General features: G+C 61.8%; 14 protein-coding genes. 13 read left to right on the top strand and 1 reads right to left on the bottom strand.

Annotated features, from left to right (window positions below):
• The 11 genes from MY55_RS06715 (at position 1) to glmU (ending at position 9,347) form a co-directional block, all read left to right on the top strand.
• Positions 1–858, top strand: a complete 858-nt coding sequence (locus tag MY55_RS06715) for a ParB/RepB/Spo0J family partition protein (protein ID WP_043581022.1) — start codon at positions 1–3, stop codon at positions 856–858.
• Between the two features lie 115 nt (positions 859–973).
• Positions 974–1,312, top strand: a complete 339-nt coding sequence (locus MY55_RS06710) for an ATP synthase subunit I (RefSeq protein WP_230623458.1) — start codon at positions 974–976, stop codon at positions 1,310–1,312.
• 10 nt (positions 1,313–1,322) lie between these two features.
• Positions 1,323–2,135 carry a F0F1 ATP synthase subunit A gene (atpB, locus tag MY55_RS06705; RefSeq protein WP_043581018.1) on the top strand — a complete coding sequence of 271 codons (813 nt, stop codon included), beginning with the start codon at positions 1,323–1,325 and terminating at the stop codon, positions 2,133–2,135.
• 65 nt (positions 2,136–2,200) lie between these two features.
• A complete protein-coding gene (gene atpE / locus MY55_RS06700) occupies positions 2,201–2,488 on the top strand; it encodes a F0F1 ATP synthase subunit C (protein WP_043581017.1) in 288 nt (95 codons plus the stop codon).
• Between the two features lie 61 nt (positions 2,489–2,549).
• A complete protein-coding gene (locus MY55_RS06695) occupies positions 2,550–3,020 on the top strand; it encodes a F0F1 ATP synthase subunit B (protein ID WP_043581016.1) in 471 nt (156 codons plus the stop codon).
• Between the two features lie 7 nt (positions 3,021–3,027).
• Positions 3,028–3,564, top strand: coding sequence for a F0F1 ATP synthase subunit delta (locus MY55_RS06690; protein ID WP_043581015.1), 537 nt, complete (start codon positions 3,028–3,030; stop codon positions 3,562–3,564).
• Positions 3,565–3,572: 8 nt separating this feature from the next.
• Positions 3,573–5,117, top strand: a complete 1,545-nt coding sequence (gene atpA, locus MY55_RS06685; RefSeq protein ID WP_043581014.1) for a F0F1 ATP synthase subunit alpha — start codon at positions 3,573–3,575, stop codon at positions 5,115–5,117.
• Positions 5,118–5,157: 40 nt separating this feature from the next.
• Positions 5,158–6,024, top strand: a complete 867-nt coding sequence (gene atpG, locus MY55_RS06680; protein WP_043581013.1) for a F0F1 ATP synthase subunit gamma — start codon at positions 5,158–5,160, stop codon at positions 6,022–6,024.
• A 41-nt stretch (positions 6,025–6,065) separates the two neighbouring features.
• Entirely contained in the window at positions 6,066–7,463 is a 1,398-nt protein-coding gene (atpD, locus tag MY55_RS06675; protein ID WP_043581012.1) for a F0F1 ATP synthase subunit beta, read from the top strand.
• Between the two features lie 11 nt (positions 7,464–7,474).
• Positions 7,475–7,897, top strand: a complete 423-nt coding sequence (locus tag MY55_RS06670) for a F0F1 ATP synthase subunit epsilon (protein WP_043581011.1) — start codon at positions 7,475–7,477, stop codon at positions 7,895–7,897.
• 85 nt (positions 7,898–7,982) lie between these two features.
• A complete protein-coding gene (gene glmU, locus MY55_RS06665) occupies positions 7,983–9,347 on the top strand; it encodes a bifunctional UDP-N-acetylglucosamine diphosphorylase/glucosamine-1-phosphate N-acetyltransferase GlmU (protein WP_047257700.1) in 1,365 nt (454 codons plus the stop codon).
• Between the two features lie 91 nt (positions 9,348–9,438).
• Here glmU and MY55_RS06660 read toward each other — a convergent pair whose 3' ends face one another.
• Positions 9,439–9,840, bottom strand: a complete 402-nt coding sequence (locus tag MY55_RS06660; protein WP_047244106.1) for a DUF6404 family protein — start codon at positions 9,838–9,840, stop codon at positions 9,439–9,441.
• A 177-nt stretch (positions 9,841–10,017) separates the two neighbouring features.
• Between MY55_RS06660 and MY55_RS06655 the strand changes: the two genes are divergently transcribed.
• Complete coding sequence (locus MY55_RS06655; RefSeq protein WP_065202139.1) at positions 10,018–10,812, top strand: DeoR/GlpR family DNA-binding transcription regulator; 795 nt, start codon at positions 10,018–10,020, stop codon at positions 10,810–10,812.
• Positions 10,812–12,641: a glutamine--fructose-6-phosphate transaminase (isomerizing) gene (gene glmS / locus MY55_RS06650; RefSeq protein ID WP_065202138.1), complete on the top strand. Its 1,830-nt coding sequence runs from the start codon at positions 10,812–10,814 to the stop codon at positions 12,639–12,641. The genes MY55_RS06655 and glmS overlap by 1 nt, the downstream gene beginning before the upstream one ends.
• Positions 12,642–12,810 lie beyond the last annotated feature (169 nt).

Genomic DNA, 12,810 nt, shown 5'->3' with positions numbered 1-12,810 from the left:
ATGGCCAAACTCAAAGGATTGGGGCGCGGACTCGACGCGCTCCTGTCCACCGTCGACACGGTGGACGACAGACTGACTTCCCTTCCCATCGACAGCATCCGCCCCGGCAAATACCAGCCGCGCAGTTTCATGGACGAAACCGCGCTGGAGGAGCTGGCGGCTTCCATCCGCGTGCAGGGCATCATCCAGCCGCTGATCGTCCGCGATCTGGGCCTGGGCGACTACGAACTGATCGCCGGCGAGCGCCGCTGGCGCGCGTCGCGCAAGGCCGGTCTCGTCGAAGTGCCGGTGGTGATCAAGAGCGTGCCCGACGAAGCGGCGCTGGCGATGGCGCTGATCGAGAACATCCAGCGCCAGGAGCTGGATCCGATCGAAGAGGCGCAGGGCATCAAGCGCCTGATCGACGAATTCGGCCTCACCCACGAGTCCGCCGCCGACGCGGTCGGCCGTTCGCGCAGCGCGGTGTCCAACCTGCTGCGCCTGTTGGTGCTGCCGCAACCGCTGCAGCAGATGATGCACGAAGGCCAACTGGAGATGGGCCACGCCCGCGCTTTGCTGTCTCTGCCCACCGTCGCGCAGCTGGAGCTGGCGCAGGAGGTGGTGCGCAAGGGGATGTCGGTGCGCGAGGTGGAGCGCCGAGTGCAACAGCATGATGCGCAAAAAACCACAGTTGCCGCGCAACAAAATCGCGTCGATCCCGATGTCGAGCGGCTGGAAAACCAGGTGTCGGAAGCGATAGGCGCCAAGGTCAGCATTCGTCATGCAAACGGCGGAAACGGCAGGCTGGTCATAGAATATGCCAGCCTGGACGAGCTGGACGCGCTGCTGGAGAAACTGCAGAAAAAACCTCAAAAATGAAAATGTTGCGCCGCAAAATAGGCCTGGCGGCGAAGTTGACGCAACTCAAGCGCAAAGCCTATAATCCAGCGGTTTTTTTGCACTGGCAGTCATGGTAAATCCGGAAGTGAGGCGCGTGCTGCGCCTGCAGGCCAGCCTGGTCGGGCTGGCAGTGCTGATTTCGCTGCTTGTCGGCGCCGGCAGCCTGGTGGTGGCAGTGTCCACCTTGCTGGGCGGGATCGTGGTGCTGGTGCCGGCCCTGGTGTACGCCAGGATCGCCTATGCCAAGCGGCATGTTCCTCCCGCGGCGTTGATCAAGGCGCATTTTCTGGCCGAAGCGGTAAAGTTTTGCCTGACCGTACTACTAAGTGGCGCGGTTTTGGCTGGTTTCAAGGATTTGTCCGTAGTCGGCTTTCTCGGTGGGTTCTTTGCCGCCATCTCCGGCTACGGTTTCGGGCTTCTAATCAAAAATTGAGAAAAGAGCGATGGCAAGCAACGCAACTGATTACATCAAGCACCACCTCACGTTCTGGAACTCGGACCCGTCGGCCGGCTTCTGGAGCCTGCACGTCGACACCTTCTCCATCTCCCTGCTGCTCGGCTTCCTGTTCGTAGGCGTGTTCGCCATGGTGGCGCGCCGCGCCAGCATCGAAGCGCCGGGCCGTCTGCAATTGTTCGTCGAGATGATCATCGAGCTGGTGCAGACCCAGGTGCGCGAAGTGTTCCACGGCAAGAGCAAGATGATCGCCCCGCTGGCGCTGACCATCTTCTGCTGGGTGTTCCTGATGAACTTCATGGACCTGTTCCCGGTGGATCTGTTCCCGATGGCCGCGCAATGGATCGGCTACACCTTCTTCGGCCTGGAGCCGCATCACGTGTACTTCCGCGTGGTGCCGTCCGCCGACGTGAACTCCACTTTCGCCATGTCGCTGTCGGTGCTGATCCTGATCGTCGGCTTCTCGATCAAGGCCAAGGGCCTGGGCGGCTGGGGCAAGGAACTGTTGACCGCGCCGTTCCACAGCTCCCACCCGGTGGGCGCCGTGATCCTGGCCCCGCTGAACTTCGCGTTCCAGCTGGTAGAGCTGGCCGCCAAGCCGATTTCGCTGTCTCTTCGTCTGTTCGGTAACCTGTACGCCGGCGAATTGATCTTCATCCTGATCGCGCTGCTGCCCTGGGGCCTGCAGTGGGTGCTGGGCGCGCCGTGGGCGATCTTCCACATCCTGATCATCACCCTGCAGGCCTTCGTGTTCATGATGCTGACCATCGTGTACCTGAGCCTGGCAGTGGAAGCGCACTGATTTACCTGTAGATTCACCATACTTTTTTACCAACCATCCTTGCTTTAAGTCTTAGGAGATACACAATGGAAGCACTCGTTTCTCAGATCCAGTCGATGACCGCTATCGCTGCAGCCCTGATCATTGGTCTGGGCGCTCTGGGCACCGCTATCGGTTTCGCCATTCTGGGCGGCAAGTTCCTCGAGTCCTCCGCTCGTCAGCCGGAAATGATCCCGGTTCTGCAAACCAAGCTGTTCATCATCGCCGGTCTGCTTGACGCGATCTCCATGATTGGTGTCGGTGTTGCCATGCTGTTCACCTTCAACAACCCGTTCCTGGCTGCCGCTCTGGCCGTTGTCAAGGCTGCCCACTAATCCGTCTGCCGACGGATACGTGTAAACGGTTGTTGTAGTCATACTCTGGAGGAAAACAAGCGTGGAATTCAACGTAACACTACTGGGCCAGGCGATCACGTTCGCCATCCTGGTATGGTTCACCATGAAGTTTGTTTGGCCTCCGCTTACCAACATGATGGATGAGCGGGCCAAGCGTATCGCTGATGGCTTGGCCGCTGCGGAACGCGGCAAGCAGGATCTGGAAGCGGCTGAAAAGCGCGTTGCGGACGAAATCCGCAAGGCCAAGCAGCAAGCTACCGAGATCGTGGTTGCAGCCGAGAAGCGCGCCAACCAGATCGTGGACGAAGCCAAGGACGCGGCCCGCACCGAAGGTGCCCGCATCGTGGCCGACGCCAAGTCGGAAATCGATCAGGAAGTGCTGCGCGCCAAGGAATCCCTGCGCGCGCAGGTGGCCGAACTGGCCGTCGCCGGCGCAGAGAAGATCCTGCGCAAGGAAATCGACGCCGCCAAGCACGCCGACCTGCTTGCCTCCATCAAAGCGGAGTTTTAATTAACTCATGGCAGAACTCATTACCGTCGCAAGGCCCTACGCCGAAGCGGTATACAGCCTGGCCACCGAACAGCGTAGCCTCGATCAGTGGTCGGATGCGCTGTCGTGGCTGGCTGCCATGGTGAACAACCCGGATCTGGCGCAGGTAGTCACCAATCCGAAACATACCGCACAAGAGGTTGAGGCGCTGATGCTGGATGTGCTCGGCGGCCGCGGCAACGAAGACGTGAAACGCTTCATCGCCGCGCTGATCGAGAACGCCCGTTTGACGCTGCTGCCGGAAATCGCCGCGCAGTTTGAACTGCTGAAGGCGCAATCGGAAGACATAGTGGACGCCCAGGTGGAGTCCGCTTTTGCCATGTCCGATGCACAACAAGCCGAACTGACCACCACGCTTTCCAAGAAGTACGGCAAGACCGTGCGTCTTGACGTGCGTGAAAACCCCGACCTGATTGGCGGGGTGCGTGTGCTGGTTGGCGACGATGTCATCGACGCTTCCGTGCGCGGCAAACTGCAAGCAATGGCAGCAAGCCTCAAGAATTAGGAGAGATCATGCAGTTGAACCCCTCTGAAATCAGCGATCTGATCAAGGCCAAGATCCAGAATCTGGCTGAAGGCGCTGAAGTTCGCACCAAGGGCACGGTTATCTCCGTGACCGACGGTATCGTCCGCATCCACGGCCTGGCCGACGTGATGCAGGGCGAAATGCTCGAATTTCCGGGCAACACCTTTGGCCTCGCGATGAACCTGGAGCGCGACTCTGTCGGCGCCGTGGTTCTGGGCGAGTACGAGCACATCTCCGAAGGCGACGAAGTCAAGTGCACCGGCCGCATTCTGGAAGTGCCGGTGGGTCCGGAGCTGATTGGCCGCGTGGTCAACGCTCTGGGTCAGCCTATCGACGGCAAAGGCCCGGTCAACGCCACGAAATCGTCCCCGATCGAAAAGATCGCTCCGGGCGTGATCGCGCGTCAATCGGTATCGCAGCCGATGCAGACCGGCCTGAAGTCGATCGACTCCATGGTTCCGGTTGGCCGCGGCCAGCGTGAGCTGATCATTGGCGACCGTCAGACCGGCAAGACCGCCGTGGCGCTGGACGCCATCATCAACCAGAAGGGCAATGGCGTCATCTGCATCTACGTAGCCGTAGGTCAGAAGGCTTCCTCCATCGCCAACGTGGTTCGCAAGCTGGAAGAGCACGGCGCGATGGGTCACACCATCATCGTGGCCGCCACCGCTTCCGAAGCCGCCGCCCTGCAGTTCATCGCTCCGTACTCCGGCTGCGCGATGGGCGAATACTTCCGCGACATCGGCGAAGACGCGCTGATCGTGTACGACGACCTGTCCAAGCAAGCCGTCGCCTACCGTCAGATCTCGCTGCTGCTGCGCCGTCCGCCGGGCCGCGAAGCCTATCCGGGCGACGTGTTCTACCTCCACTCCCGTCTGCTGGAGCGCGCCGCGCGCATCAACGAAGACGAAGTGGAAAAGCTGACTGGCGGCGCCGTTAAGGGCAAAACCGGTTCGCTGACCGCTCTGCCTATCATCGAAACCCAGGCCGGCGACGTTTCCGCGTTCGTTCCGACCAACGTGATTTCGATTACCGACGGCCAGATCTTCCTGGAAACCGACCTGTTCAACGCGGGCATCCGTCCGGCCATCAACGCCGGTATCTCGGTATCGCGCGTGGGCGGCGCCGCTCAGACCAAGGTGATCAAGAAGCTCGGCGGCGGTATCCGTCTGGCTCTGGCCCAGTACCGCGAGCTGGCTGCGTTCGCGCAGTTCGCTTCCGATCTGGACGAAGCCACCCGCAAGCAGCTGTCGCACGGCGAAGTGGTGACCGAACTGATGAAGCAGAAGCAGTTCTCCACCCTGTCGACCGCGGAAATGGCGCTGACCCTGTGGGCGGTGAACAAGGGCTCGTACGAAGACGTTCCGGTGAAGAAGGCCCTGGCCTTCGAAGCCGAGTTCCTGGCCAACGTGCGTGCCAACCACGCCGAAGTGCTGCAGGCCGTGAACGCTTCCGGTGATCTGTCTGCCGACAACGAGAAGGTACTGGCCAAGGCGATGGAATCGTTCAAGGCTGGCTACAGCTTCAACTGAGCCTTAGACGATAAGTCGTTGCTAAAGAAAGGTTCAGGATATGGCAGTCGGTAAAGAGATTCTCACCAAGATCCGCAGCGTGCAAAACACGCAGAAGATCACCCGCGCTATGCAGATGGTGTCGACCTCGAAGATGCGCAAAACGCAAGAGCGTATGCGCGCTGCCCGTCCTTACGCCGAGAAGGTGCGCACGGTTATGGCGCACCTCGCTCAGGCGAACGCGGAACTTGGTCACCCCTTGCTTGCCCGTCGCGAGACGATCAAGCGCGCCGGCATCATCCTGGTTTCCTCCGACAAGGGCCTATGCGGCGGCTTGAACGTGAACTCGTTCAAGCGCTTCTTCGCCAAGGTCAAGGAACTGCAGGATCAGAACGTCGAAATCGACGTTTGCTGCCTGGGCCAAAAAGGCCTGGGAGCTGCCCAGCGCGCTCGTCTGAACGTGGTGGCAAGCGCGGTTCATCTCGGCGATACGCCGAAGATGGAAAAACTGATTGGCCCGCTTACGGTTCTGTTCAAGCAGTACGCCGAAGGCGAACTGGACGCGGTCTACATCGTCTACTCCAGCTTCGTGAATACCATGAAGCAGGAGCCGGCACTCGAACAGCTGCTTCCGCTGACCCCGCACCACATGGTGGTGGAGCATTCGCACTCGTGGGATTACCTGTACGAGCCGGATGCGCCGACGCTGATGGAGTTCCTGGTGCGCCGTTATCTGGAATCGGTGGTGTACCAGGCTCTGGCCGAGAACATGGCTTCCGAGCAGGCCGCGCGGATGGTGGCGATGAAAGCCGCCACCGACAACGCGGGCAACACCATCAAGCAGCTGCGCCTGGTGTACAACAAGGCGCGTCAAGCGGCGATTACGACCGAGCTGTCGGAAATCGTGGCCGGTGCCGCGGCGGTGTAACCGTCAACGGAACTGTAAAAGTTTATTTTTAGGAAGCGATAATGAGCCAAGGCAAAATCGTACAAATCATTGGCGCGGTGATCGACGTGGAATTTCCGCGCGACGCCATGCCGAAGGTTTATGATGCCCTGAAGCTGGTAGACGCCGACCTGACGCTCGAAGTTCAGCAACAGCTGGGCGACGGCGTGGTCCGTACCATTGCGATGGGCAGCTCCGACGGTCTGAAGCGTGGCATGGCCGTAGCCAGCACCGGCGCACCGATTTCGGTGCCGGTTGGCGCCGCCACCCTCGGCCGCATCATGGACGTACTGGGCAACCCGGTGGACGAAGCCGGTCCGGTAGCGACCGAAGCGCGTCGCGCCATTCACCAAGCTGCGCCGAAGTTCGACGAACTGTCGGCCGCCTCCGACATCCTGGAAACCGGCATCAAGGTAATCGACCTGCTGTGCCCGTTCGCCAAGGGTGGCAAGGTAGGCCTGTTCGGCGGCGCCGGTGTGGGCAAGACCGTCAACATGATGGAATTGATCAACAACATCGCCAAGGCCCACTCGGGTCTGTCCGTGTTCGCTGGCGTGGGTGAGCGTACCCGTGAAGGTAACGACTTCTACCACGAAATGAAGGACTCCAACGTTCTGGACAAGGTAGCGATGGTGTACGGTCAGATGAACGAGCCGCCGGGCAACCGTCTGCGCGTGGCCCTGACCGGCCTGACCATGGCCGAGCATTTCCGCGATGAGAAGGACGAAAACGGCAAGGGCCGCGACGTTCTGTTGTTCGTGGACAACATCTACCGCTACACCCTGGCCGGTACCGAAGTGTCCGCTCTGCTGGGCCGTATGCCGTCCGCGGTGGGTTACCAGCCGACGCTGGCCGAGGAAATGGGCCGTCTGCAAGAACGTATTACCTCGACCAAGGATGGTTCCATTACCTCCATCCAGGCCGTATACGTACCTGCGGATGACTTGACCGACCCGTCTCCGGCGACCACCTTCGCCCACTTGGACGCAACCGTGGTTCTGTCGCGCGACATCGCCTCGCTGGGTATCTACCCGGCCGTGGACCCGCTCGACTCCACCTCGCGCCAGCTGGACCCGCTGGTCGTAGGCGACGAGCACTACACCATCGCCCGCGGCGTGCAGTCCACCCTGCAGCGCTACAAGGAACTGCGCGACATCATCGCGATTCTGGGTATGGACGAACTGTCCGAGGAAGACAAACTGGTCGTGGCTCGCGCCCGTAAGATCCAGCGCTTCCTGTCCCAGCCGTTCCACGTAGCCGAAGTGTTTACCGGTTCCCCGGGCAAATACGTGCCGCTGCGCGAAACCATCAAGGGCTTCAAGGCCATTCTCGCTGGCGAATACGACCACCTGCCGGAACAAGCGTTCTACATGGTGGGTTCGATCGAAGAAGCTGCCGAGAAAGCCAAGACCCTTAACTAAGGAGAGGGCGGATGTCCAAGATGCGTGTGGAAGTGGTTAGCACCGAGCAACTCATCTTCTCCGGCGAGGCGGAATTCGTCGTCGCGCCGGCTACCGAAGGCGAGATCGGCGTCTACCCGCAACACGTGCCGCTCCTGACCCGTATCAAGCCTGGTGTCCTGCGCCTTCGCGTGCCGGACAGCAAGGAAGAAGTACTGGTGGCGGTGTCCGGCGGCATGATGGAAGTGCAGCCGAGCCTGATCACCGTGCTCGCCGATACGGCGATCCGCGGCGAGGATCTCGATGAGGCCCGCGCCAATGAGGCGAAACGCGCTGCCGAGGACGCCCTCAAGCACGCGACCGACGACATGAGCACGGCCAAAGCCCACGCCGCACTGGCGGTGGCGATTGCCGAGCTCAAGACGCTGGACTACCTCAAGAAGCGCGCTCACTGAATGCGCGAGATGTAATCGTGTATAGTGCAGGCTGCCACGCAAGTGGCAGCCTTTTTCCGTTTTTGGCCCAAGCAAAAAAATCATCATGGATAGTCTCAGCATCGTTATTCTTGCCGCCGGCAAAGGCAAGCGCATGTATTCCACTATGCCGAAAGTGCTGCACCCGATAGCGGGCGAGCCGATGCTGGCGCGGGTGATCCGCACCGCGCGCGGCCTCAATCCTTCCCGCCTGGTGGTGGTGTACGGCCACGGCGGCGACCAGGTGCGCGCCCGGATTCCGGACGCCGATATCGTCTGGGCCGAACAAACCGAACAACTCGGCACCGGCCATGCGTTGAAAATGGCCTTGCCCCACCTGCCGCAAGACGGCAAAACCCTGGTGTTGTACGGCGACGTGCCGCTGACCCGCGCCTCCACGCTGCAACGGCTGATCGACGCCGCCGGCAGCGGCATGGCGGTGCTGACCGACGTGCTGGCCGACGCCAGCGGCTACGGCCGCATGCTGCGCGGCGCCGACGGCAAGCTCAAAGCCATCGTCGAGCACAAGGACTGCACGGCGGAGCAACTGGCCATCCGCGAGATCAACACCGGCATGATGGCGCTGCCGAACGCGCAATTGGCCGGCTGGCTGAACGCGCTGAACAACGGCAACGCCCAGGGCGAATACTATCTGACCGACGTGCTGGAGCTGGCGGTGAAAGACGGCGTGGCGGTGGAAAGCGCCAGCGTCGATGCCAGCTGGGAAGCCGCCGGCGTCAACAACAAGCTGCAGCTGGCCGAGCTGGAGCGCATCCTGCAGACCAATCAGGCGCGCGCCTTGCTGGAAGCCGGCGTCACGCTGGCCGATCCGGCGCGCATCGACATCCGCGGCGAGCTGAAACACGGCATGGACGTCAGCATCGACGTGGGCTGCGTGTTCGAAGGCGTGGTGGAGCTGGGCGACAAGGTGCTTATCGGCGCCAACTGCGTGTTGAAAAACGTCAAGATCGCCGCCGGCAGCCAGATCGCGCCGTTCTCGCATCTGGAAGACGCCATGGTAGGCGAGGAATGCCGGATCGGGCCGTACGCCCGCCTGCGTCCAGGCGCCGACCTGGCCGGCCATGTGCACATCGGCAACTTCGTCGAAGTGAAGAAGAGCAAGATCGGCGATGGCTCCAAGGTTAACCATCTGACCTATATCGGCGACGCGGAAATCGGCCGCAAGGTGAACGTCGGCGCCGGTTCCGTCACCTGCAACTACGATGGCGTCAACAAGTTCAAGACCGTGATCGGCGACGATGTATTCGTCGGCTCCGGCACCTTGATGGTGGCCCCTGTGACGCTGGAAGACGGCGCGACCATCGCCGCCGGCTCGGTGATCAACAAGACCGCCCCGGCCGGCGAGCTGACCGTGGCGCGCGCGCGCCAGGTGACGATTCCGGGCTGGAAGCGGCCGCAGAAAAAGTCCTGAGGCCTGACAGCGGCAATTGCCGCCATTCACTCACGCCGCCGCGCCCTGTTTCCCTCTCCCGGAACAGGGCGTTTTTCTTTGGGCGCGATGCTCATGCTCGCTTGTGGGCGGCAAGAGGCGATGCGAGCGCTTCCCATGTTGGCAGCCGGTATTTGCGGCGGCCATATGCGTAATAAAGCGCCATGCTCAAGCCAAACAGCGCGCCGATGACCAGTGCGGCGACGGACAAAATCGGCAGGCTTGGCTGCGGCCACGCCAGTAGATGGCTCAACAGCCACATCAATCCGGCCCAGCTTGGGCCCAGAAATAAGCCTAACAGCAGAGCTGCCTGCCAGAACGGCAGGAAATGCGGCGGCGGGCAGTTCGCCTGCAACCGCCATAGCAGCCGGAATAATGGCGGCGCATAGTTGGCTTTGCCGATCCCGGTTCGGGCCAGGATTTGCAGGGCCTGCTCTCGTTGGGATGGTGTGGACGAAGCGGGCTGGCCGAACATGGCGGGCTCCCTTTGCATGAGGTGAATAGGCAGGATTTTGATTTTGCGATGACGAATGAATTATGTCCAGATAGCTGAGACCGAGGAGGCAAGGTCTTGGAGAGCGGGCTTTAGGGACATCTTGTCTTTCATGCGATTGAGCGTTATCATGCAAAAACTTTCGAAACGAAACTTAATATGACGAAACGAAACACCCAACAACGCCGCCATGCCATCGCCACCCTGGTGCAGGAGCGCGGCGAGGTCAGCGTGGAAGAGCTGACCCAGCGTTTCGCCACCTCCGAGGTCACCATCCGCAAGGACCTGGCGCTGCTGGAAACCGGCGGCCTGCTGCTGCGCCGCTATGGCGGCGCTGTGTCGCTGCCCAGCGAAATGGCGGCCGAGCCGGATGTCGGCCAGGTTTCGAAACGAAAGCAGGCGATCGCCCGCGCGGCGGCGGAACGCATCCGCGACCACAACCGCGTGATCGTCGACAGCGGCACCACCACCAGCGCGATGATTCCGCTGCTGGGCAGCAAGCGCGGCCTGGTGGTGATGACCAACTCGCTGAATGTGGCCGGCCAACTGCGCGAGCTGGAGAACGAACCCATCCTGCTGATGACCGGCGGCACCTGGGACCCGCATTCGGAATCGTTCCAGGGCCAGATCGCCGAGCAGGCGCTGCGGTCCTACGATTTCGACCAGCTGTTCATCGGCGCCGACGGCATAGATCTGGAGCGCGGCACCACCACCTTCAACGAACTGGTGGGCCTGTCGCGGGTGATGGCCGAAGTGGCGCGCGAAGTGATCGTGATGGTGGAGTCGGAAAAGATAGGCCGCCGCATTCCCAATCTGGAGTTGCCGTGGGACAAGATCCACACCCTGGTGACCGACGACGGCCTGGCGCAGGACGCCAGAGACAAGATTCAAGCGAAGGGCGTGACGCTGATTTGCGCGCCCGCAGTTCAAGACAGCAGTGCAAGGAGAAAATAATGTGTGGCATCGTTGGCGCCATCGCCAAGCGTAATATCGTTCCCATCCTGGTGGATGGCCTGAAGCGTCTGGAATACCGCGGCTACGATTCGGCCGGCGTGGCCGTGCTGGCCGGCGACGAAATCCGCCGGGTGCGCCGCGTCGGCCGCGTCGCCGAAATGGAAAGCGCCGCCGCCGAGGAAAGCCTGCAAGGCCAGCTCGGCATCGGCCACACCCGCTGGGCCACCCACGGCGGCGTGACCGAATACAACGCCCACCCGCACATCTCCTTCGGCAAGATCGCCGTGGTGCACAACGGCATCATCGAAAACCACGAAGAGCAGCGCCAGCGCCTGAAGGATCTGGGCTACGCCTTCGAATCGCAAACCGACACCGAAGTGATCGCCCACCTGGTGCATCACTATTACCAGTCCGGCGACAGCCTGTTCGACGCGGTGAAAAAGGCCACCCGCGAGCTGACCGGCGCTTACGCCATCGGCGTGATCGCGCTGGACCGCCCGGACGAACTGGTGTGCGCCCGCATGGGCTGCCCGCTGCTGGTGGGCCTGGGCGAAGGCGAAAACTTCATCGCCTCCGATGTCTCCGCCATCCTGTCCGCCACCCGCCGCGTGATCTTCCTGGAAGAGGGCGACATCGGCCACCTCACCCGCGACGGCGTCAAACTGATGGACAAGCACGACCAGGCCATCGAGCGCCCGGTGCATCTGTCCGACGTCTCGCTGGCATCCCTTGAACTGGGCCCGTACAGCCACTTCATGCAGAAAGAAATCCACGAGCAGCCGAAGGCGCTGTCCGACACCATCGAAGCGGTGCAGGACTACGGCTTCAACCCCGAGCTGTTCGGCGACGCCGCCGCCGGCATCCTGCCGCAACTGGAAGGCGTGAAGATCCTGGCCTGCGGCACCAGCTACTACGCCGGCCTCACCGCCAAATACTGGATCGAAAGCATCGCCGGCCTGCCGTGCGATGTGGAAATCGCCAGCGAATACCGCTACCGCGACGCCTTCGCCAACCCCAAGCACCTGATCGTCACCATCTCCCAGTCCGGCGAAACGCTGGACACCATGGAGGCGCTGAAGTACGCCAAGGAGCTGGGCCACCAGTACGCGCTGTCCATCTGCAATGTGCGCGAATCCGCCATCCCGCGCGCCAGCGATCTGGTGTTCTACACCCGCGCCGGCGCCGAAATCGGCGTGGCCTCCACCAAGGCCTTCACCACCCAACTGGTGGGCCTGTTCGCGCTGGCCGCCACCCTGGGCAAGGCGCGCGGCCGCGTATCGGCTGAAATGGAAGCGCAATACCTGGACGAATTGCGCCACCTGCCGGGCAGCGTGCAGCACGCGCTGAATCTGGAGCCGCAGATCAAGGCCTGGTCCGAGCGCTTCGCCGCCAAGGACGACGCGCTATTCCTCGGCCGCGGCCTGCATTACCCGATCGCGCTGGAAGGCGCGCTGAAACTGAAGGAAATCTCCTACATCCACGCCGAGGCCTACCCGGCCGGCGAGCTGAAGCACGGCCCGCTGGCGCTGGTGGACGAGAACATGCCGGTGGTGGTGATCGCCCCCAACGACGCGTTGCTGGAAAAGGTGAAGTCGAACATGCAGGAAGTGCGCGCCCGCGGCGGCGAGCTGTTCGTGTTCGCCGACGCCGACAGCCATTTCAGCGAGTCCGACGGCGTGCACGTGATCCGCACCCCGCGCCACGTCGGCATCCTCAGCCCCATCGTCCACACCATCCCGGTGCAGATGCTGGCCTACCATGTCGCGCTGTCGCGTGGCACGGATGTCGACAAGCCGCGGAATTTGGCCAAATCGGTGACGGTGGAGTAATGGGCATTCGCGAACGTGACTAGAGCGAATAAAGTCCGTCGGATCCGAATAAAGTTCGTCGGAGTCTGACAACAGAGAAGGGGCCGTTGGCCCCTTCTTCTTTAGTGATGTCGTATCAATTCTTCAGATGTCCGCTTTTCGGCTAAAGCTGTCCTTCGCGTGCCAGATA

The sequence above is a fragment of the Chromobacterium subtsugae genome, from assembly GCF_001676875.1.
GTDB classification, from domain to species: Bacteria; Pseudomonadota; Gammaproteobacteria; order Burkholderiales; family Chromobacteriaceae; genus Chromobacterium; species Chromobacterium subtsugae.
The sequence above is the reverse complement of the archived record's forward strand: the minus strand, read 5'-3'. Positions and strand labels throughout refer to the sequence as shown.

Excerpts from the sequence above, each read along its gene's own strand:
- atpB (WP_043581018.1), top strand. The coding sequence starts at position 1,323 with ATGGCAAGCAACGCAACTGATTACATCAAGCACCACCTCACGTTCTGG.
- glmU (WP_047257700.1), top strand. The coding sequence starts at position 7,983 with ATGGATAGTCTCAGCATCGTTATTCTTGCCGCCGGCAAAGGCAAGCGC.
- MY55_RS06690 (WP_043581015.1), top strand. The coding sequence starts at position 3,028 with ATGGCAGAACTCATTACCGTCGCAAGGCCCTACGCCGAAGCGGTATAC.
- atpD (WP_043581012.1), top strand. The coding sequence starts at position 6,066 with ATGAGCCAAGGCAAAATCGTACAAATCATTGGCGCGGTGATCGACGTG.
- MY55_RS06670 (WP_043581011.1), top strand. The coding sequence starts at position 7,475 with ATGTCCAAGATGCGTGTGGAAGTGGTTAGCACCGAGCAACTCATCTTC.
- atpG (WP_043581013.1), top strand. The coding sequence starts at position 5,158 with ATGGCAGTCGGTAAAGAGATTCTCACCAAGATCCGCAGCGTGCAAAAC.
- atpA (WP_043581014.1), top strand. The coding sequence starts at position 3,573 with ATGCAGTTGAACCCCTCTGAAATCAGCGATCTGATCAAGGCCAAGATC.
- atpE (WP_043581017.1), top strand. The coding sequence starts at position 2,201 with ATGGAAGCACTCGTTTCTCAGATCCAGTCGATGACCGCTATCGCTGCA.
- MY55_RS06655 (WP_065202139.1), top strand. The coding sequence starts at position 10,018 with ATGACGAAACGAAACACCCAACAACGCCGCCATGCCATCGCCACCCTG.
- MY55_RS06715 (WP_043581022.1), top strand. The coding sequence starts at position 1 with ATGGCCAAACTCAAAGGATTGGGGCGCGGACTCGACGCGCTCCTGTCC.
- glmS (WP_065202138.1), top strand. The coding sequence starts at position 10,812 with ATGTGTGGCATCGTTGGCGCCATCGCCAAGCGTAATATCGTTCCCATC.
- MY55_RS06660 (WP_047244106.1), bottom strand. The coding sequence starts at position 9,840 with ATGTTCGGCCAGCCCGCTTCGTCCACACCATCCCAACGAGAGCAGGCC.